The sequence below is a fragment of the Alloalcanivorax sp. C16-2 genome, assembly GCF_046507615.1.
Taxonomy (GTDB): Bacteria; Pseudomonadota; Gammaproteobacteria; order Pseudomonadales; family Alcanivoracaceae; genus Alloalcanivorax; species Alloalcanivorax marinus_A.
Genome location: NZ_JBKFTL010000007.1, coordinates 16504 through 34775 on the forward strand (window position 1 = coordinate 16504; position 18272 = coordinate 34775).

The following is an 18272-nucleotide window of genomic DNA, read 5'->3' on the forward strand; positions in this document are numbered from 1 at the left end:
GCCTGACCTTGCACAGGCGTCTGGGAGAACCTTATGGGGTTGATTCGGCTGCTTATTCTGGCGGCACTGGTGTACCTGGTGTGGCGTTTCGCCAAACGCCTGCTGGCCGCCACCAACGGCGGTGACGACCAACGTCCGGCGCGCTCCGCGGAGCCGCGCGGCGAAACCATGATCCGCTGCCAGCAGTGCGGTCTCCATGTGCCCGAGCGGGAAGCATTCAAGCACCGGGGCCTGGGTTTTTGTTCCCAGGAGCACCAGCGCCAGTATCTGGAACACCATGAGCCCTAGCTGGACGCCGGCGCGCATTTATAATCTTTACCGCATCGTCATCGCCACGGTGCTACTGGCCTCGTTCTATCTGAGCGACCGCACGGTGATCGGTCAGTATCTGCCGGTCCTGTTCGAAGCCACCGTGATCGGCTACCTGATACTCACCCTGCTGTCCTCGCTGATGGACTACGCGCGGCCCGCGCGCAAGCCCGCCTGGGCCCAGCCGGTGGCCCTGGTGATCGATGTGCTGGTGCTGGGATTGGTGGTGCATGCCAACGGCGGCCTGGAAGGCGGCCTGGCGGTGCTGCTGCTGGTCAACGTGGCCGGCGGCAACATCCTGCTGCGCGGCCGGCTGGGCTTCCTGATCGCGGCCCTGGCCACGCTGACGGTGATGTTCGAGCAATTCTACTTCGCCATCCAGACCAGCGACGGAGCCCCGTTCCAACTGACCGAAGCCGGCCTGCTGGGCATCGCCTTCTTCATGGTATCGCTGATCATCCAGCAGATCGCCGAGCGCCTGGAGCGCAGCGAAGGCATCGCGGCCCGCCAACGGGTGGCGATCCAGCGCCTGGAGGCGCTCAACCAGCAGATCGTGGCGCGCATGCGCACCGGGGTAATGGTGTTTGATGAAGTCCAACGGGTGCTGCAGTCCAACCCGTCGGCGGATGCCTTCTTCGGTATCGTCATGGCCGGCCAGCACCTTCCCGAATCGCTGAGGGAACGCTACCACCACTGGCAGGCGGCGCCCCACATAGCGCCGGCGCCGTTCCGCCCCTCCCGCCAATCGCCGGAAGTGAGCGCCCGCTTCGCGGCCATGGACACCGGCCACGAGAACCTCACCCTGGTGTTCCTGGAAGACACCGCCCACATCGCCCAGGAGGCCCAGCAACTCAACCTGGCCTCCCTGGGGCGGCTCTCGGCCACCCTGGCCCACGAAATCCGCAACCCGCTGAGCGCCATTAGCCACGCCACCGAGTTGCTTGGCGAGGCGGACGCATCCCCCGAGGACGCGCGCCTTCTGAGCATCATTCGCAAGCACGTGCAACGGGTGAACGGCATCATCAGCGATGTGCTTGATCTGTCCCGCCGTCCGCGTGGCCAGGCGGCCCGTTTTTCCCTGGCCGAGGCCCTCGGCGACATCGTTGCCGGCTGGCATCAACGCGGCCCGGGCTTTGAGCGTCTGATGCTGACCCCAGGCGACACCGAGGTGGCGGTGCGCTTCGACCGCAACCAGTTCGTCCAGGTCCTGGACAACCTGATCGGCAATGCCTTTCAACACGGCGGCGACGCGCTTTCCGTGACCCTGGCCTACGGCGTGCATCCTCGTACCGGCCTGCCCTGGGTCACGATCACCGACGACGGCCCCGGCGTGCCCGAAGAGGCCCGCGCCCATTTGTTCGAGCCCTTCTACACCACCAGCGATCAGGGCAACGGCCTGGGACTGTACGTGTGCCGCCAGTTGTGCCAGGCCAATCAGGCCACCCTCGACCATGAGGACGCCCAACCGGGCGCCCGCTTTGTGATAACCTGTGCGCACCCGGATCGGCAGTTTCAATAACCATGAAAGAGAATACGCCTCGCGTTTTGGTAGTGGATGACGAAGCCGACCTGCGGGAACTGCTCGTCATTACCCTTGGACGCATGAAGCTCGATGCCACCGCGGCGGCGTCGCTGGAGGAAGGCCGGCGACTGCTGGACGGCGGGACTTTTGATTTGTGCCTCACCGACATGAACCTCGGTGACGGCACCGGTCTTGATCTGATTCGTCATGCCGCCGCCCGCGCCCCGGACATGCCAGTGGCGGTGATCACCGCCTACGGCAACATGGAAGTGGCCACCGAGGCCATGAAGCTGGGCGCCTACGACTTCATCGCCAAGCCGGTGGCCCTGGACCGCCTGCGCCAACTGATCGAGGACGGCCTGGGCATCAGCCGGGCCGAGCCGGCCGCCGAGGGCGCAGGCGAGGAGGACGGCCTGATCGGTCGGGGCCCGGCCATGCAGCGCCTCAAGCAACAGATCCGCAAGCTGGCGCGCAGCCAGGCGCCGATCTACATCAGCGGTGAATCCGGCAGCGGCAAGGAACGGGTGGCGCGGCTGATCCATGCCCTGGGCCCGCGCCGTGAGAAACCCTTCGTGGCCGTGAACTGCGGCGCGATCCCTTCGGAATTGATGGAAAGCGAGTTCTTCGGCCACCGCAAAGGCAGCTTCACCGGCGCCGTGGAGGACCGCAAGGGTCTGTTCCGGGAAGCTGACGGCGGCACCCTGTTCCTCGACGAGGTCGCCGACCTGCCCCTGCACATGCAGGTGAAACTGCTGCGCGCGATCCAGGAAAAGACCATCCGTCCGGTGGGTGAATCCCGCGAATTCGACGTCAACCTGCGCATCCTCTGCGCCACCCATCGCAATCTCGGCGAAGAGATGACCGCCGGCCGCTTCCGCCAGGACCTCTACTACCGGCTCAACGTGATCGAGGCCCATGTGCCGCCGCTGCGGGAACGGCCCGAGGATATTCCCGCCCTGGTGGAGCACATTCTGCTGCGTCTCGGCCAGGCCTGGGAAACCGCCCCTCCCGAGGTGGGCGACGGCGCCATGGCGGCGCTGCGCCAATACACCTTCCCCGGCAACGTTCGCGAGCTGGAAAACATTCTTGAGCGCGCCATGACCCTGTGCGACGGGCCGCGCATCGAGCCGGACCACCTGCACCTGCCAAGCGCCGAACCGGCCCCACAGATCGCCGGAGACCCCGGCGGGCGGCACCCCCAGCTACCGCTGGAGGACTATCTGCAGGAAATCGAGAAACAGGAAATTCTGCGCGCGCTGGACGCCACTCACTGGAACCGCACCGCCGCCGCCAAGAAGCTGGGCATGACGTTCCGTTCCCTGCGCTACCGCCTCAAGAAGCTGGAGCTGGATCAGGAAGAGGACGGCCCCAGCGAGTAATCCGCCGGGTCCAGGAACGGCGTTTCGCCGTTCATCAACTGCACCAGGAATTCCGCACTGGCCGGCGCCGACACCAACCCATTGCGGTGATGGCCCACGGCGGCGAACACGCCGTGGGTGCCGGGTACTTCCCCCAGATAGGGCCAGTCCCGGCCGCAACCGGGCCGCACCCCCGCCCAATGGTGCTCGGGGGGCAGATCCGCCAACGCCGGCAGGATCGAGGCCGCCATGGCCTCCAGGCGGCGTCGCCCCTCCTCCGTGGGTTCGGTGGACGCGTCGCCTTCCTTCAGGGTTGAACCGGCCAGCACGGCGCCATCGGCACGGGGAATCAGATAGCCGTTTTCCGTCAGCACGATGGACGGCACCTGCCCTGGCGCCAGCCGATACAACAGCATCTCGCCCTTGGCCGGGAAGAGCGGCACCGACACCCCCAAGGGGGCCAGCAGCGACGGACTCCAGGCCCCGGCGCTGATCAGCACCGACGGCGCGGCCAGGCGCTCACCGCCGGCCAGCACCACGGTGGCGCCCCGCCCCTCTGGTTCCACGGCCACCGCCCGATCCTCCACGCGCCGGACGCCCTGGTCCGCCAGCCGCGCCCGCAGCGCCTTGAGAAGACGCGGGTTACGGATGTTGCCCACCTCCGGAAACCAGACGCCGTCGCGATCCTCCGCGGCTGGCCACGCATCGGCCAGGGCACGCGGCTCGCAGCGCTGGCGCCAGTCCCGAGCCCAATCCAGAGCGCTCTCGCGCTCCGCCCCGGTGGCTTCCACCCAGAGGCCGCTGTCGCACAGATCGTCGTGCCGCAATCCGGCGTAGCCGGCCAGCCTGGACACCAGCTCCCGGTAGCGGGCCGGACCATCGGCGGTGAGACGGTTCATTGCATCGGGATAGCGCCACGCGAACAGCGGCGCGAGGATGCCGCCGCCGGCCCAGGACGCCGGGGGATGGGACGCCGGTGCATCCACCAACGTCACCCGCCGGCCACGATCAGTGTGCGACAACGCCGACAACAATCCGACGATTCCACCACCGATGATGAGTACATCAGCCATAGCATTCCGAGGGTTCTGGATGACAGGAAGGCCAGCAAAGGTAACACAGAGCAACGCCCCTCGGGGACGTAAACTGAAACCGGATATGGATAACCACCGGGATCTTGCCCCGGATCAAAGCGATGGCGCCGACCGGCGCCCCAGGAGGATGACATGGACGTCACGGGTACGCCGCCGAGAGGTTTTACCCTGGTGGAAAGCCTCACCGCCTTGGCGGTGGCGGTGATTCTGCTCAGCGCCGGGCATTACGTCAGCCGTGATCTGCTGCCCCGGCAGCGGGTGGTGGCCGCCAGCAACCAGGTGCTGGGCCTGATTCAACGCGCCCGCGCCCGAGCCTTCACCCATGGGCCAACACTATTGTGTGATGGTAACAGCCAATGTGATCGTTTCGACGTCACCGACCACCTTGTGGTTGCCGGCGACGCCGACGGCGATGGCCGCATCCGCCCGGCGGATGTGGTGGAACAACTCAAACTGCCCGCCGGCACCACCCTGGAATGGCGGCGCTTTCGCGGCCAGGCGCTACGCTATGGCCGGCTCGGCAACCTGTACTACCAGAACGGACACTTCCTGATCTGCAATCAGGGGCAGGCGCGGCGCATCGTCATGACGGTCATGGGCACTGCCCGCATCGAACCGGACGCAGGCAGCCGCTGCCCCTGATCAATCACCCCAGGAAGCGGAAGAGCCCAGGGTACAAGTGCCGCCCTTGACGAAGCAGGTACGGCCTTCGCTGTCCAGGCGCAACTGGCCGTCACCGCTCTGCGGCCCCTTGGGGTTGGCGGTGATCTCGTAGCGCTGATTGTTATTGGTCACGGAGATACTCACCGTGTAGTAATCGTTGCTGTTCAACTCCGGCGACAGATTACCCAGGTTGCTGTCCGCGTCCTTGTAGGAAAAGCGTCGCGCCCGGTAATTCTCCAGGGACGCCGCCAGATCCATCAGTTTGCCCTGATACTCGGAGCGGCGGGTTTCGCGCACCTGCTCGGTGTAGGCCGGGTAGGCGATGGCGGCGAGAATCGCCACCACCACCACCACGATCATCAGTTCGATCAGCGTAAAACCGCCCTGCCGTTTTTTCGTCAGGCTCATTGCTCACCCTCCTGGCCCGGCGGGAAGTACTGGTTGGCGTCGTTCTTTTCCATCGGATACCAGCGTTGCTTGCGGAACATGTCGTAGGCAATCTCCTCGCCCCCCAGCACTTCCAGCCCCACATTAAAGACCACCTTGGGATCTCCGCCGCCATCGTCGTCATCGTCGCCGTCTCCGCCATTACCACCGTCGCCACCGCCGTCGATGGAGAGGGGCGTCACGCTGGGGGGAATCGAACCGCCTTCCAACTCCTCACCCTCCCAGGTACTGCCGTCGCCATCACCTCCGGAGGTGGTACCGTCATTGTTGAACGAACGCGCCTCGCCGGTCAGCATGTCGGCGCGGTAAGCGTAGGCGTTGCCGTATCGGACCACACAGGGGTCCGAGTCCTGGTCGGTGTCGGAAGGCTTGTAGGTGGTGAACAACACGCTGCCCTGGAAGATGGTCGGCGAGGACATCACTTTCTCGCCCTCGCGATTGAAATCCACGCGCCAGCCATCGCCGGAGCCATCCAGGCTCGGAGCGTTGACGCCATTGACCACCGGAAGATCACTCGGCGTGATGACATCAGGTTGGGAGACACTTTTGAAGTTACGATCCGCCACCACGAAGAGCCCCTCCTCGGTGTCGGTATCCAAGGGGTGTGCGCGGTAACCGGAGCCCAGCACCACATACAGGGTTTCACTGAGCCCGGTTCGCTGATAACCCACCGCCGGCGCCTCGTAGAAGCGTCGATGGTCGGGGGTGCTGGTCCCCCCGAGCGCGGCCAGCCGCACCACGCCCTCAACCAGATCCGAATTGCCGGTCGCCGTATTGTCCAGGTTCACCCGGAAAATCTGGCCGCCAAGATCACCGAAATATAAATAGTCAGCCAGACCATCGAAGTTCAAATCCACCACCGCGACACCGCCGGGCACCCCCCATTTCATCTCGCTGACCTGGGTGCTGGCGCCATCACTGCCAACCGACCAGAGTCGTTCGCCGGTGAGTGCATCCACCATGTAGACCATGTTGCCCAGGTCATCCTTGATCGGGCGGCTACCGGCGGTGTCGTGACCGTCGGGGTCATAACCACCACCGAACACCAGCACCGGCTTGACCGTGTCCCCCACCCGGACGCGCGTCAGAGTGGGCGTGGACCAGGTCTGGCCGAGCCGGTTGAAACCGCTGTCCGGGTCGGCGGTGCTGGTCTCGTCCGCCCAGCCCCCGCGGATACGCCATTCAAGATGCGGGTTATTGATATCGGAAACATCCAGCGCGTAATAATTGCTGCCGCCACGGCGCATGCCGCCGTAGATATGAACCTCATCGGCATCGCCGTTTTCCTTGGCGGTACGGTAGGCGACCCAGCTTCCATCCAGACCATACAGGCTGCGGATGTTGTCTTCCTTCAGGGGCGGAGAGCGGACCAGATCATAAGCCCGTTTGAGCATTTGATCCGGCATGAACGCGAATTTTTCCTCGCCGGTCTTGGTGTCGATGGCATGCAGCATGCCACCGTTGGTGGACACGAAGATGTAATTGACCTGATCATCGGCGTCGCTGCCATCCTGATCCACTTCATAGTTCACCAGCAATGGCACGCTGTGCATCGGGTCCGCCCAGAGCTCCAGCAGAGCCGCGTAGACTTCTTCCTTGGTATCAAAGGCCGGAACCGCATCGTCGGGAATACCGAAATCCGCGGCCTCCATATCCTCCAGCGCGGCCGTGTCCAGCGTATAGGAACCGTTTCCGTTGGCATTGCCCACGATCAGCTTACGACCGGAAAGCTCCGCCCGGGCACCGCCTTTACGCACATCCGGGCCATCCGGCTCGCCGTCGGTCCAAAAGCTCTTGGCGCTCTCACGTACATAACCGGTTTCCGTATCCAGGGCACTGTTGCCATTGGCATCCACCACGCCACCGCCTTCAAGGCGATAACGTTTCAGGTTACCCGGCCAGACCGAGGTGCTTTCCGGTTTGAACATGGCGTAGTAGAGCTGGTCAAGGTGCTCCAGCCGGTTGTTCTGGTTGACCGATACCCCCGGCGAGGTGATGGTCTGGGAATCCTCGGCGATCAAATTCAGGATGTCGTTGAATTCGGCGGCCAGTTCACTGGCGCTGGCAGCCAGGCGGACATCTTCGGTACCGCCGTTTATCGCCACGTTTCTCATGTTGGTGACCTGCGAGGAACCCGAGCTCACGCCAAAAGCCACCTGCCAGGTGCGCACTGAACGCCCCTTGGAGTTCTTGCTTTCATTCAAAAGCCAGGAGGCGAGATCCCGCTGACAATCATAGGAGCCACTGCAATATTCGCCAGTCAGGTTCCTCACACTGTTCGTATCACTGTCCTGGGTCGGATCACCATCGGTCATTACAATGATGTGATTGGACTCGCACTGGTTCTCCATGTTCATGGGTGACTGGTAGTAATTCTCTGAAGTACACCCATGGTAACTACAGGTAATATTCACGGACAGCCGTGGGTCATTATCGGTCGCCTCGCCGCGTTTGGCATAACCCGAGGGGCTCAACCCCATCATGTATCTCGCCATCTCGGAATAGGCTTCCATGGTCGGCGTGTTCGAGGTACCGGAAAGACTGTTCACCAGGCTCTTCACTTCTTCACGGCCCGGGTCATCCATCTCGCTCACCGGGTAGAAGACATAACCACCGTAGCCATTGCTGTCATAGCCACCGTTGAATTTACCCAGCCCGATACGCACCCCATCGCCGAGGCCATCGACCACCTGAGTGAAGGCGGTTTTCAACTGGCTCATCTTGGTCGGGCTGCCACGCTCCATACTGCCGGAGGTATCCAGCAGGAACAGTACGTTGGCGGTTTTCTCGTTCTCGTTGTTGTTCGCATCCACCTGAGCGAAATAGATTTCGGTGTCGTCCGCGTACACCGTGGACGGCGACAGCAGGATGGCGCCCAGCAAAGACAGAAAAAATAAGGTTCTGTTCATGGTTCGCTCCCGATCACTCCTGACCGATGTTGTTGAAATCGGTCGATGACACCATGCCGCGCTTGAGCGCCTGCTGCAGGTGATGGTTTTCGATTTCGAATTGTTCCACTTCCGAATCCCCCATGATCTCGAAGGTGTAATCGACGATCAGGGTACCGCCACCGCTCATGCTGACCTGCCCGCCGGAGACCGGCTGCATGCCTTTCTGGCGAATCCTAGATTGCGCCTGCACCAGCCCCCGTGAATCCATGTAGTCACTGGTGCCGCAGCGCGTCTGCAGCACTACCCCACCGCCAAGACAACGGTATTCCACCTGGCCGAGCAGAAAGGGCTGAAGAGCATTGCTGTTAAGGCCGGAGAGGTATGCATAGGCATCGGCCACCGCGGACTCGGCGCCCTCGAAGGCCATCGCGTCCACCTGGGTACCGGTGGAAATCTTGGCGCTGAACATACTGGTCTTCATCGCCGTGATGCCCATCAGGGAAACGATCACCAGGATCATCAGAGCGATCAGCAGGGCCGCGCCGCGCTCGCCGCGTGCCAGGGTGGGGGCGGTCTGTTTCATACTTCATCCCAACGGTAATTACGGATCGCCACGGTGGACTGGAACTGTCGTCGCAGGCTGCGCCCTTCGTTCACCGTCTCTTCGTGGTCCAGCAGATAAAATGTCTGCTCCTCCTGGGCACCTTCCATGGAGGGCAGCGGCTTTTCCAGCAGCAGGGCGACCTTCACGGCCACCACCTGATCGCCGGCCACGTTATCAGCGGTTACGTAGCGGGCGGCGAACGGAACCGCATCCACGAGCTGGTCGACGCCATAGAGCACCTGAAAGCCGCGCACGTCCTGCAGCAGGATGACGTCATCGGAGGACAGATTGCCCCGGCACTTCAGGTTGCCGTCATCGTCCACCCAGTACGTATTCACCACTTCGGTCATGGCGGCCGGCGTCAGGCCGGTACCGGTGCAATCGGTAAGGCCATGGTGGCTGATGGTGAGGCGGTCGTTACCCTCATTACCACCGTCGGAGGAAGGCGGCATGCCCAGAAAAGTGGCCAGGTGCACACCGGGAAAATCCGTGGCGGCCACCTGGTCATCCATATAGCCGGTCAGTTGCAGGTCCTGGGCAATAAAGCGCAGGGCGAGCTGGCCCTGCTCCTGGGACTCACTCATTGCCTGCTGCAGGGCAAAAGTGCGCTGGTTGGTGGAAAACAGCGACACCGCGGCGGCGGTGATCAGCAGGCCCAGCAGCATCGCCACCATCAATTCGACCAGGCTGAAACCGGCCATGTGGTTGGACGTTCTCATCGTGCCACCTCCATGACCACGCATTCGGAGTCCTCGTCGGCGGCGATCTGGCCATTGGTCAGGCAATCGTCGATGTCCTGGTCGCGCCAGGCCACCACCACGCAACTGGTGATGCCACCGCCGGTATCACAGGGCTCCACCTGGATGCGACCGGCGGGCAACAGGCTGCCCGCCTGCCATTCGAGTTGTTCGATGTCCCAGGCGGCCATCTGGTCCGAACTGCAGGCGCTGTCGTAACAATCGGTGGGCGGCGCGTCACCAAAGGACTGCTGGGCCCCGCCCCACTGGCTCTTGTCCAGGTAGGTGGCCTGGGCGGCGCCATTAACCAGAATACGTTCCAGGGCATCGCGGGCCAGGGCGGTGGCCTGGGATCGGGTCTGGGCGCTTTCCGAGCCTTTCAGGGCACTCAGTTGCAAGCCGGCGTAGCCAAGCACGCCGATGGCCAGAACCAACAGGGCGACCAGGATTTCCACCATGCCCACCCCGGTTTGCTGCTTCATTCGTCTACCCCTTCCCTTACCCACAGGTGATCACCGTATTGTCGACCACGCCAAAGCGTCCGACCTCGATCTTGCGACCGCTCTCGCCGCTACGGTCGTCACAGACCTTGAATTCCACGTTGCTGGCGATGATGCCCGACGGCAGAAAACGGATTTCGCTCACACTACTGGTGACGGTGGCCTTGCCGGCCGGGTGAAAACTCTGGTCGCCCTCGGTGCGGGCACTGTCGTAGAAGATTTCCCAGCCATCGTCCCAGGAGCCGCCCAGATGACGAAGCAGCACCGGTTTGCGAAGATTCACCGCCTGCGCGCGGGCGGTGTTGATGGCGGTGACCAGATCAGCGGTGGTGGCACGCAGAGCGTTGTTGGCGGTGACGTTTTGGAAGGACGGCACCGCCACCGTCAGCAACACCGCCGCCACGGTGATGCCAAGCATCAGTTCAATCAACGTGAAGCCTGCGCTGCGCGCGCTTGTGTCGAGCACCACGGAGTACTCCATTCGCATTGGGGTGACGACACTCTAGCAATTGTAAAACCGTGGACAACGGGACTTAGACAAGCGGTCACTTCACGGACATGAGCGGCATAAGCAAGGGTTTGTATGGTGAAACCCCTGTGAACGGCGTCATGCTTCGCGGTGAACGGGCGGGTAAGAAGGGCTCACGGCGCCCGGTCGGGCGCCGCCGAAAAGGTCAGACGCGCAAGGCGCGGGGCATGGAGAAACGGATGTTTTCCTCGCGACCGGGAATCTCCTGTTCCGGGTCCCCGCCCAGTTCCCGCAGGCGGGCCACCACCTGATGAACCAGCTCTTCCGGGGCACTGGCCCCGGCGGTGACACCCACGGATTTCTTGCCGGTGAGCCAGGCCGGATCGATCACCGCCGGGTCGTCGAGCAGGTGGGACGGCGTACCGCAACGTTCGGCCAGCTCCTTGAGGCGGTTGGAGTTGGAACTGTTCACCGAGCCCACCACCAGAACCAGGTCGCATTCCAGGGCCAGTTGCCGCACCGCGTCCTGGCGGTTGGTGGTGGCGTAGCAAATATCCTCGCGCTTGGGGCCGAGAATGTTGGGGAAGCGGGCACGCAAGGCGTCGATGATGCGCGCGGTATCATCGACGCTGAGGGTGGTCTGGGTGACGAAGGCGAGCCGGTCCGGGTCGTTCACCTCCAGCCGCGCCACATCGTCCTCGTCTTCCACCAGGTACATGCGGCCACCCTTGGAGGTGTCGTACTGCCCCATGGTGCCTTCCACTTCCGGGTGGCCCTGATGGCCGATCAGGATCGCCTCGCGGCCTTCACGGGCGTAGCGGATCACTTCCATATGCACCTTGGTGACCAGCGGGCAGGTGGCATCGAACACACGCAGGGCGCGTCGCTCGGCTTCTTCCTGCACCGCCTTGGAGACACCGTGGGCGCTGAAAATGACGATGGCGTCATCCGGCACTTCATGGAGCTCCTCGACGAACACGGCGCCGCGCTGACGCAGGCCGTCCACCACGTAGCGGTTGTGCACCACCTCATGGCGCACGTGCACCGGAGGCCCGAACACGTCCAGGGCGCGGTTGACGATTTCGATGGCCCGGTCCACGCCGGCGCAGAAACCGCGGGGATTGGCGAGACGGATTTGCATAGGAAAACCTGCTTGGACTGTGAGGCGAGTATACGCGTCGCGGGCCGGCCCCGGCCAGGATCGCGGCGGAAGCCGCTCCTGCCGCGGATGTGGCTGTAGGAGCGGCTTCCGCCGCGATGGTCAGTTCAGGCGGATGGTCTGCTCGGGCACGTCGTGCTGAACGTCGATGATCTCCACCACGAAGGTCAGGTCGCGGCCCGCCAGGGGATGGTTGAAGTCCACCGTTACCCAGTCATCATCCACGTCGGTGACCACCCCGGGCAGCTCGGCACCGGCGGCGTCGGCGAAATTCATCACCATGCCCGGTTCCACGTCCCGCACCTCGAAGGTGGCGCGGTTGAAGTGCTGGACGTTCTGCTCGTTGTGCTCGCCGAAGCCGGACTCGGCGTCGATGAACACGCTGCGCCTGTCGCCCGGCCGCAGGCCGAGAATGGCCTTCTCGAAGCCCGGCAGCAGGGAGCCGTCGCCCCAGGCGAAACTGGCCGGCTCGCCGTCGAAGGTGCTGTCCATCTCGGTGCCGTCCATGAGGCGTACGGCGAAGTGCAGCGTGACACGGGTCTGCGGCCCGGCGAAGAGTTGGTCAGTCATGGGCGCGGCGCCCTCCCAGCAGCATGTCCAGAATGATCAATACCGCTCCGATTGTGATGGCGCTGTCGGCGATATTAAAGGCCGGAAAGTGGTAATCGCCCCAATAGAAATCGAGAAAATCCACCACATGACCCAGCACCACCCGATCATAGAGATTGCCCAGGGCACCACCGAGGATCAGCGCCAGAGCGGCGCCCTGCATGCGCTCGGTCTTGAGCTTGCGCAGCCAGCCCAGGATCAGCACCGCCGCGATCAGCGCCACGCCGGCGAAGAACCAGCGCTGCCAACCGCCGGCGCCGGCCAGGAAACTGAAGGCGGCGCCGGTGTTGTAGGCCAGGGTCAGGTTGAACACCGGCAGAATCTCCAGACGCTCGAAGAGTTCGAAACGCGCCACGATCCAGTGCTTGGTGAGCTGATCCAGGGCGATCACCAGCACCGTGAGCCACAGCCAGTTGAGCTGGCCGGGCAGCCCCCGGCGAGCCGCCGCCTCAGGCATAGTGCCGCTCCTCGCCGGGGCCTTCCACGTTGGTCACGCAACGGCCGCAGATCTCCGGGTGAGCCGGGTCCACGCCGACATCGGCGCGGTGGTGCCAGCAGCGGGCGCATTTGGGATTCGGCGAGGGCGCCACCTTCACCTTGAGGCCGGCCACGGCGCTGGCCTCCAGTTCCGCCGGGGCCTGGGCCAGCGGCTGCAGAGCGGCGGTGGAGGTGATGGTGACGAAACGCAGTTCGTCGCCGAGCCGCTCCAGCAGGGAGCGGACGTCGTCGTCCACGTACAGGGTAGCGTCGGCGGACAGGTTGGCGCGCAGCTCCTTGCGATTACGGGCCTCCTCGATGGCCTTGTTTACCGCCTGCTTGACCGCCTGGATCCGCTCCCAGAACGCCAGGTCCATATCGGCGTCCCCGGGCAGGCCGAACAGGCCTTCGTACCAGGTGGTGAGGAACACCGAGTCGGCTTTTTCACCGGGCAGGTGCTCGTGGATTTCCTCGGCGGTAAAGCTGAGGATCGGCGCCATCCAGCGCGCCAGAGCCTGGGCGATATGGTACAGCGCGGTCTGGCAGGAACGCCGTGCCACGGAGTCCTCGCGGGTGGTGTACTGGCGGTCCTTGATGATATCCAGATAGAAGCCGCCCAACTCGTTGGCGCAGAAGTTGTGCAGGCGCTGATAGACCTGGTGGAACTGGTAGCTGTTATAAAGCTCGCGCAGTTCGTCCTGGACCTGGGCGGCGCGGGCCACCGCCCAGCGGTCCAGGGCCAGCATCTCCTCCGGCGCCAGGGCATTGGCGGCGGGGTCGAAGCCGTTCAGGTTGGAGAGCAGGAAGCGGGCGGTGTTGCGGATGCGCCGGTAGCTGTCCGCCACCTGCTTGAAGATGCTTTTGGAGACGGTCATCTCGCCCCGGTAGTCCGTGGAAGCGATCCACAGCCGCAGGATATCGGCGCCCAGCTCGTTCCAGACCTCCTGGGGGGCGATCACGTTGCCCAGGGACTTGGACATCTTGCGGCCCTGCTCGTCCACGGTGAAACCGTGGGTGAGCACGCCCTTGTAGGGCGCCGCGCCGCGCATGGCGGTGCTGGTCAGCAGCGAGGACTGGAACCAGCCCCGATGCTGGTCGGAGCCTTCCAGGTACAGATCCGCCGGCACGGTCAGCTCCGGGCGCTGTTCGAGCACGGAAAAGTGGGTGGTGCCGGAATCGAACCACACATCCAGCACGTCGGTGACCTTGCTGTAGCGCTCGGCGTCGGCGCCCAGCAGCTCCGCCGGGTCGAGCTGGAACCAGGCCTCGATGCCCTCCTTCTCGATCCGCTTGGCCACTTCCTCGATCAGGCGCGGGGTGTCCGGATGCGGCTCGGAGGTGTCCTTGTCCACGAACAGAGTGATCGGCACGCCCCAGGTGCGCTGCCGGGAGATGCACCAGTCCGGGCGATCGCGCAGCATGCCTTCCATGCGCGCCTGGCCCCAGTCCGGCGTCCAGGTGATTTTCTTCACTTCCTCGCGAGCCCGCTCCAACAGGCCATGCCCCCCCATGGAGATGAACCACTGGGCGGTGGCGCGGAAGATGATCGGCGTCTTGTGGCGCCAGCAATGCGGGTAACTGTGGGTGATGCTCTTCTTGGCCACCAGGGTGCCGCCTTCCTGCAGCGCCTCGATCACCGGCCCGTTGGCCTTGGTGACATGCAGGCCGCCCACCACCGGCAGGCCGTCGCGGAACACACCGTTGTCCTGCACCGGGCTGTCCACTTCCAGGCCGTAGCGCTTGCCCACCACGAAGTCGTCCTCGCCGTGGCCGGGCGCGGTGTGCACGCAGCCGGTGCCGGCGTCGGTGGTGACATGCTCGCCCAGCACCACCGGCACCTGGCGGTCCAGGAACGGGTGCTGGAGTTTCAGGAATTCCAGGGCACGGCCCGGGAAGGCGGCGGAGCGGCGAGCGCCGTCCAGCCCATAGCGCTCGGCGGCATCGTCGGCCAGGGCCTCGGCCACCACCAGCTCACGGGCGCGACCGTCCTGGTCGCCGCTGAGCAGCACGTAATCCTCATCGGGATGGACCGCCACCGCCTGGTTGGCGGGCAGGGTCCAGGGCGTGGTGGTCCAGATCACCAGCGCCGGGGCGCCGGCTTCCACGCCGGTGCGGGCGGTGAAGTCCGCCGGGTCCACGGCGGCGAACGCCACGTCGATGGCCGGGGACTTCTTGTCCTGGTATTCCACTTCCGCTTCCGCCAGGGCGGAGGCGCAGTCCAGGCACCAGTGCACCGGCTTGAACCCCTTGGTGAGCAGGCCCTTCTCAACGATCTGGCCGAGCGCGCGGACGATGTTCGCCTCGGTGTCGTAATTCATGGTCAGGTAGGGGTTGTCCCAGTCCCCGAACACGCCCAGGCGGATGAAGTCCTTCTTCTGCCCTTCCACCTGCTCGGCGGCGTAGGCCCGGCACTCCTCGCGGAAGGTACGCGCGTCCACCTTGTGGCCGGCCTTGCCTACCTTCTGCTCCACCTTGTGCTCGATGGGCAGGCCATGGCAGTCCCAGCCGGGCACATAGGGCGCATCGAAGCCCTCCAGCCCCCGCGCCTTGACGATCACGTCCTTGAGCACCTTGTTGATGGAATGCCCGATATGAATGGAGCCGTTGGCGTAGGGAGGGCCGTCATGGAGCACGAACTTGGGACGGCCGGCGGCGGTCTCGCGAATCCGGCGGTACAGATCCTGCCGGCGCCATTGCTCCAGCCGTTCCGGTTCGCGCTTGGACAGACCGGCTTTCATGGGAAAGTCGGTATGGGGAAGATTCAGCGTCGCCTTGTAGTCCGTCATAGTCCGTCGTCTTGTGCAAAGAAGGCTTTAACCTGCTCCAGGTCCCGCCACATGGCGGCCTTGAGTTGATCCAGGCTGTCAAAGTTCGTTTCCGGGCGCACGAATTGATGAAAGTGCACGGTCAGATGGGCGTCGTACAGATCGCCCTGAAAATCCAGCAAATGCACTTCCAGGCGGTTCTCGCGGCCATTCACAGCCGGCCGCGTGCCCAGGTTGGCGGCGCCGGGCCAGCCGCTCAGGCCGCCGCCGTCCACGCGCACCGCGAACACCCCCTGCAGGGGCGATACCGGTCGCTTGAGCGCCAGATTCACCGTGGGGATGCCCAGGGTGCGGCCAATCTTGTCACCGTGGCGTACCCGGCCACTGATGCCATAGGGGCGACCCAGCAGGCGCTCGGCGAGGATGAAATCGCCCTGCTCCAGGGCGCCACGCACCCGGGTACTGGACACCCTCTCGCCGTCCACCTGGCAAGTGGGAGTATCGGTTACTTCAAAGCCGAACGCCTGGCCGGCCCGGCACAGATAATCGAAATCCCCGTCCCGGCCACAGCCGAAACGAAAATCGTCACCCACCACCAGATAATCAATGCCCAGCCCGGCCACCAGCAGATCACGCACGAACGCTTCCGCGCCCAGGCTTCGGAAACGCTCATCGAAACGGGCGCACAGCACCTGATCCACGCCCTTGCGACGCAGGGCGATGAGCTTGTCACGCAGGCTCATCAGGCGCGCCGGCGCCTGCTCCCCGGCGAAAAACTCCTGGGGCTGAGGCTCGAACAGCATCACCGTGGCCAGCTTGTCACGGGCACGGGCCTCGGCGATCACCTTGTCCAGAATGCGCTGGTGGCCCAGGTGCACGCCATCGAAATTGCCGATGGTGGCCACGCACCCTCGGTGCATGGACCGCAGATTGTGAATGCCGCGAATCAGTCGCATCCCGCCCTCGTCGCCATCCCGGAGCCGCCGCGCCCGCGTATCCGGGGGAAAAGAGGGCCGATTATAGAAATCATCGGCGCAGGTGGCGAGGTCTGAGGCCAAGAATCAGCAGCACCAGGGCATAAATCGCCAATCCGGCCAGCACGATCACCGTCAGCCAGCCAATGCGCGCCATCAGCGGGCCTTCCATCCAGACACCGGCCTGGCGGGCAAGAAAATGGATCGCCACCACCATGGCGCCGCCGGCGCACAGCAACCGAACGCCGTGGGCGCCCCAGCCCGCCCCGGGCCGGTAGACGCCGCCCCGGCGCAGGCCGGCGAACAGCAGGCCGGCATTGAGCCAGGCGGACAGCGAGGTGGCCAGGGCCAGGCCGGCGTGCTGCAACGGCCACACCAGGGCCAGGTTGAAACCCATGTTGGCGATCATGGCGATGACGCCGATCTTCACCGGGGTCTTGGTGTCCTGGCGGGCGAAGTAACCGGGCGCCAGCACCTTGATCAGCATGAACGCCAGCAGGCCGGCGCTGTAAGCGCGCAGGGACTCCGCCGAGCGCAACACATCGGTGGCGCTGAACTCGCCATGGCGGAACAGGGTCGCCAACAGCGGCTCCGCGATCACCGCCAGCGCCAGGGCCGCCGGCACGCCGATCAGAAGCACCAGCCGCAGGGCCCAGTCCAGGGTACGCGAGAACGCATCCGGGTCCGCTTCGGCGTGCTTGCCGGACAGACTGGGCAGAATCACCGTGCCGATGGCGATGGCGAACACTCCCAGGGGCAGCTCGGTGAGCCGGTCGGAGTAATACAGCCAGGTCACCGAGCCGGTTTGCAGCAGCGATGCCAGCACCGTGTCCAGCAGCAGGTTGATCTGGCTTACCGACACCCCGAACAGGGCCGGCGCCATGAGCCGCAGAATGCGGCGCACGCCCTCGTCCCGCCAGGCCATGCGCGGCACCGGCATCAGGTGCAGGCGGGCCAGGAACGGCAACTGAAACAGCAATTGCACCACACCGGCGATCAGCACCCCCCAGGCCAGCGCCACCGCCATGCGCCCCTCGGCGAAGCGCGGCGCCAGGAACAGCGCGCAGCCGATCAGGCTCAGGTTCAGCAGCACCGGAGTGAAGGCGGGCACCGCGAACCGGCTCCAGGTGTTGAGAATGGCGCCGGAGAAGGCGGTCAGGGCAATGAAGAACAGGTACGGGAAGGTGAGCCGCAGCATCTCCACCGCCAGCGCCCTTTTATGGGGATCGTCGCCGAAGCCCGGGGCGAACACCCAGATCAACAGCGGCGCGCCCAGCACGCCGATCAGGGTAACCAGCGCCAGGGTACCGCCCAGGGTCCCCGCCACACGGTCGATGAGCAGCCTGGTGGCCACCAGGCTGCCCTCTTCCCGGGAGCGAGTGCGGTATTCGCTGAGCACCGGCACGAAAGCCTGGTTGAAGGCACCCTCGGCGAACAACCGGCGCAGGAAATTGGGAATCCGGAACGCCACGAAGAAGGCGTCGGTGCCGGCGGAAGCGCCCAGCAGGCGGGCCAGCACCACGTCGCGCACCAGGCCCAGCACCCGGGAGAGCAGCGTCATGCCACTGACTACCAGGGTGGAAGCCAGCAAGCCGCCTTTTTTGTCGTCTCTCGCCTGGTCGCCCATCAGCCCTCCGGAAAACCGACCAAGGGTACCCAAAGCACTGCCCGCCCGCCAGCGGCATGGCCCGGCC

At 64.6% G+C, this 18272-nt stretch carries 17 protein-coding genes; 4 read left to right on the plus strand and 13 right to left on the minus strand.

The features are described 5' to 3' along the window. Window positions 1-33: 33 nt before the first annotated feature. Genes ACLD02_RS18520 through ACLD02_RS18530 form a run of 3 tightly spaced genes read left to right on the plus strand, consistent with a single transcriptional unit; the run spans window position 34 to window position 3210 of the window. Window positions 34-288: a PP0621 family protein gene (locus tag ACLD02_RS18520; RefSeq protein ID WP_203105699.1), complete on the plus strand. Its 255-nt coding sequence runs from the start codon at window positions 34-36 to the stop codon at window positions 286-288. Then, window positions 278-1828: a sensor histidine kinase gene (locus tag ACLD02_RS18525; protein ID WP_410299388.1), complete on the plus strand. Its 1551-nt coding sequence runs from the start codon at window positions 278-280 to the stop codon at window positions 1826-1828. Before ACLD02_RS18520 ends, ACLD02_RS18525 begins: the two co-directional genes overlap by 11 nt. 2 nt (window positions 1829-1830) lie before the next feature. Further along, window positions 1831-3210, plus strand: coding sequence for a sigma-54-dependent transcriptional regulator (locus ACLD02_RS18530; protein ID WP_410299389.1), 1380 nt, complete (start codon window positions 1831-1833; stop codon window positions 3208-3210). On the opposite strand, the gene ACLD02_RS18535 is transcribed toward ACLD02_RS18530, so the two are convergent. Further along, window positions 3183-4262 (minus strand): NAD(P)/FAD-dependent oxidoreductase, encoded by a 1080-nt coding sequence (locus ACLD02_RS18535; protein WP_410299390.1) that lies wholly within the window; start codon window positions 4260-4262, stop codon window positions 3183-3185. The two genes, ACLD02_RS18530 and ACLD02_RS18535, sit on opposite strands and share 28 nt — an antisense overlap. A gap of 153 nt (window positions 4263-4415) precedes the next feature. Between ACLD02_RS18535 and ACLD02_RS18540 the strand changes: the two genes are divergently transcribed. Continuing rightward, window positions 4416-4925 carry a Tfp pilus assembly protein FimT/FimU gene (locus ACLD02_RS18540; protein ID WP_203105703.1) on the plus strand — a complete coding sequence of 170 codons (510 nt, stop codon included), beginning with the start codon at window positions 4416-4418 and terminating at the stop codon, window positions 4923-4925. Here ACLD02_RS18540 and ACLD02_RS18545 read toward each other — a convergent pair whose 3' ends face one another. From ACLD02_RS18545 to murJ, 12 genes are all read right to left on the minus strand, one after another. Beyond that, entirely contained in the window at window positions 4926-5354 is a 429-nt protein-coding gene (locus tag ACLD02_RS18545; RefSeq protein WP_203105704.1) for a type IV pilin protein, read from the minus strand. Then, window positions 5351-8302 carry a pilus assembly protein gene (locus tag ACLD02_RS18550; protein ID WP_410299391.1) on the minus strand — a complete coding sequence of 984 codons (2952 nt, stop codon included), beginning with the start codon at window positions 8300-8302 and terminating at the stop codon, window positions 5351-5353. Before ACLD02_RS18550 ends, ACLD02_RS18545 begins: the two co-directional genes overlap by 4 nt. Before the next feature lie 13 nt (window positions 8303-8315). Next, window positions 8316-8867, minus strand: coding sequence for a PilX N-terminal domain-containing pilus assembly protein (locus ACLD02_RS18555; protein ID WP_203105706.1), 552 nt, complete (start codon window positions 8865-8867; stop codon window positions 8316-8318). Continuing rightward, window positions 8864-9607 carry a PilW family protein gene (locus ACLD02_RS18560; RefSeq protein WP_203105707.1) on the minus strand — a complete coding sequence of 248 codons (744 nt, stop codon included), beginning with the start codon at window positions 9605-9607 and terminating at the stop codon, window positions 8864-8866. Before ACLD02_RS18560 ends, ACLD02_RS18555 begins: the two co-directional genes overlap by 4 nt. Then, window positions 9604-10107 carry a type IV pilus modification protein PilV gene (gene pilV, locus ACLD02_RS18565; protein ID WP_203105708.1) on the minus strand — a complete coding sequence of 168 codons (504 nt, stop codon included), beginning with the start codon at window positions 10105-10107 and terminating at the stop codon, window positions 9604-9606. The genes ACLD02_RS18560 and pilV overlap by 4 nt, the downstream gene beginning before the upstream one ends. A 16-nt stretch (window positions 10108-10123) precedes the next feature. Further along, entirely contained in the window at window positions 10124-10591 is a 468-nt protein-coding gene (locus ACLD02_RS18570) for a GspH/FimT family pseudopilin (RefSeq protein ID WP_338015243.1), read from the minus strand. 208 nt (window positions 10592-10799) lie between these two features. Then, window positions 10800-11735: a 4-hydroxy-3-methylbut-2-enyl diphosphate reductase gene (ispH, locus tag ACLD02_RS18575; protein ID WP_203105709.1), complete on the minus strand. Its 936-nt coding sequence runs from the start codon at window positions 11733-11735 to the stop codon at window positions 10800-10802. A 120-nt stretch (window positions 11736-11855) separates the two neighbouring features. Beyond that, the gene (locus tag ACLD02_RS18580; protein WP_203105710.1) at window positions 11856-12323 is read right to left on the minus strand and encodes a peptidylprolyl isomerase; all 468 of its coding nucleotides are present in this window, start codon (window positions 12321-12323) and stop codon (window positions 11856-11858) included. Continuing rightward, window positions 12316-12819 carry a signal peptidase II gene (lspA, locus tag ACLD02_RS18585; protein ID WP_410299392.1) on the minus strand — a complete coding sequence of 168 codons (504 nt, stop codon included), beginning with the start codon at window positions 12817-12819 and terminating at the stop codon, window positions 12316-12318. The genes ACLD02_RS18580 and lspA overlap by 8 nt, the downstream gene beginning before the upstream one ends. Next, window positions 12812-15625 (minus strand): isoleucine--tRNA ligase, encoded by a 2814-nt coding sequence (gene ileS / locus ACLD02_RS18590; protein ID WP_410299393.1) that lies wholly within the window; start codon window positions 15623-15625, stop codon window positions 12812-12814. The genes lspA and ileS overlap by 8 nt, the downstream gene beginning before the upstream one ends. Further along, window positions 15622-16560, minus strand: a complete 939-nt coding sequence (ribF, locus tag ACLD02_RS18595) for a bifunctional riboflavin kinase/FAD synthetase (RefSeq protein ID WP_203105713.1) — start codon at window positions 16558-16560, stop codon at window positions 15622-15624. Before ribF ends, ileS begins: the two co-directional genes overlap by 4 nt. A 70-nt stretch (window positions 16561-16630) precedes the next feature. After that, the gene (murJ, locus tag ACLD02_RS18600) at window positions 16631-18205 is read right to left on the minus strand and encodes a murein biosynthesis integral membrane protein MurJ (protein WP_203105714.1); all 1575 of its coding nucleotides are present in this window, start codon (window positions 18203-18205) and stop codon (window positions 16631-16633) included. Window positions 18206-18272: the final 67 nt, after the last annotated feature.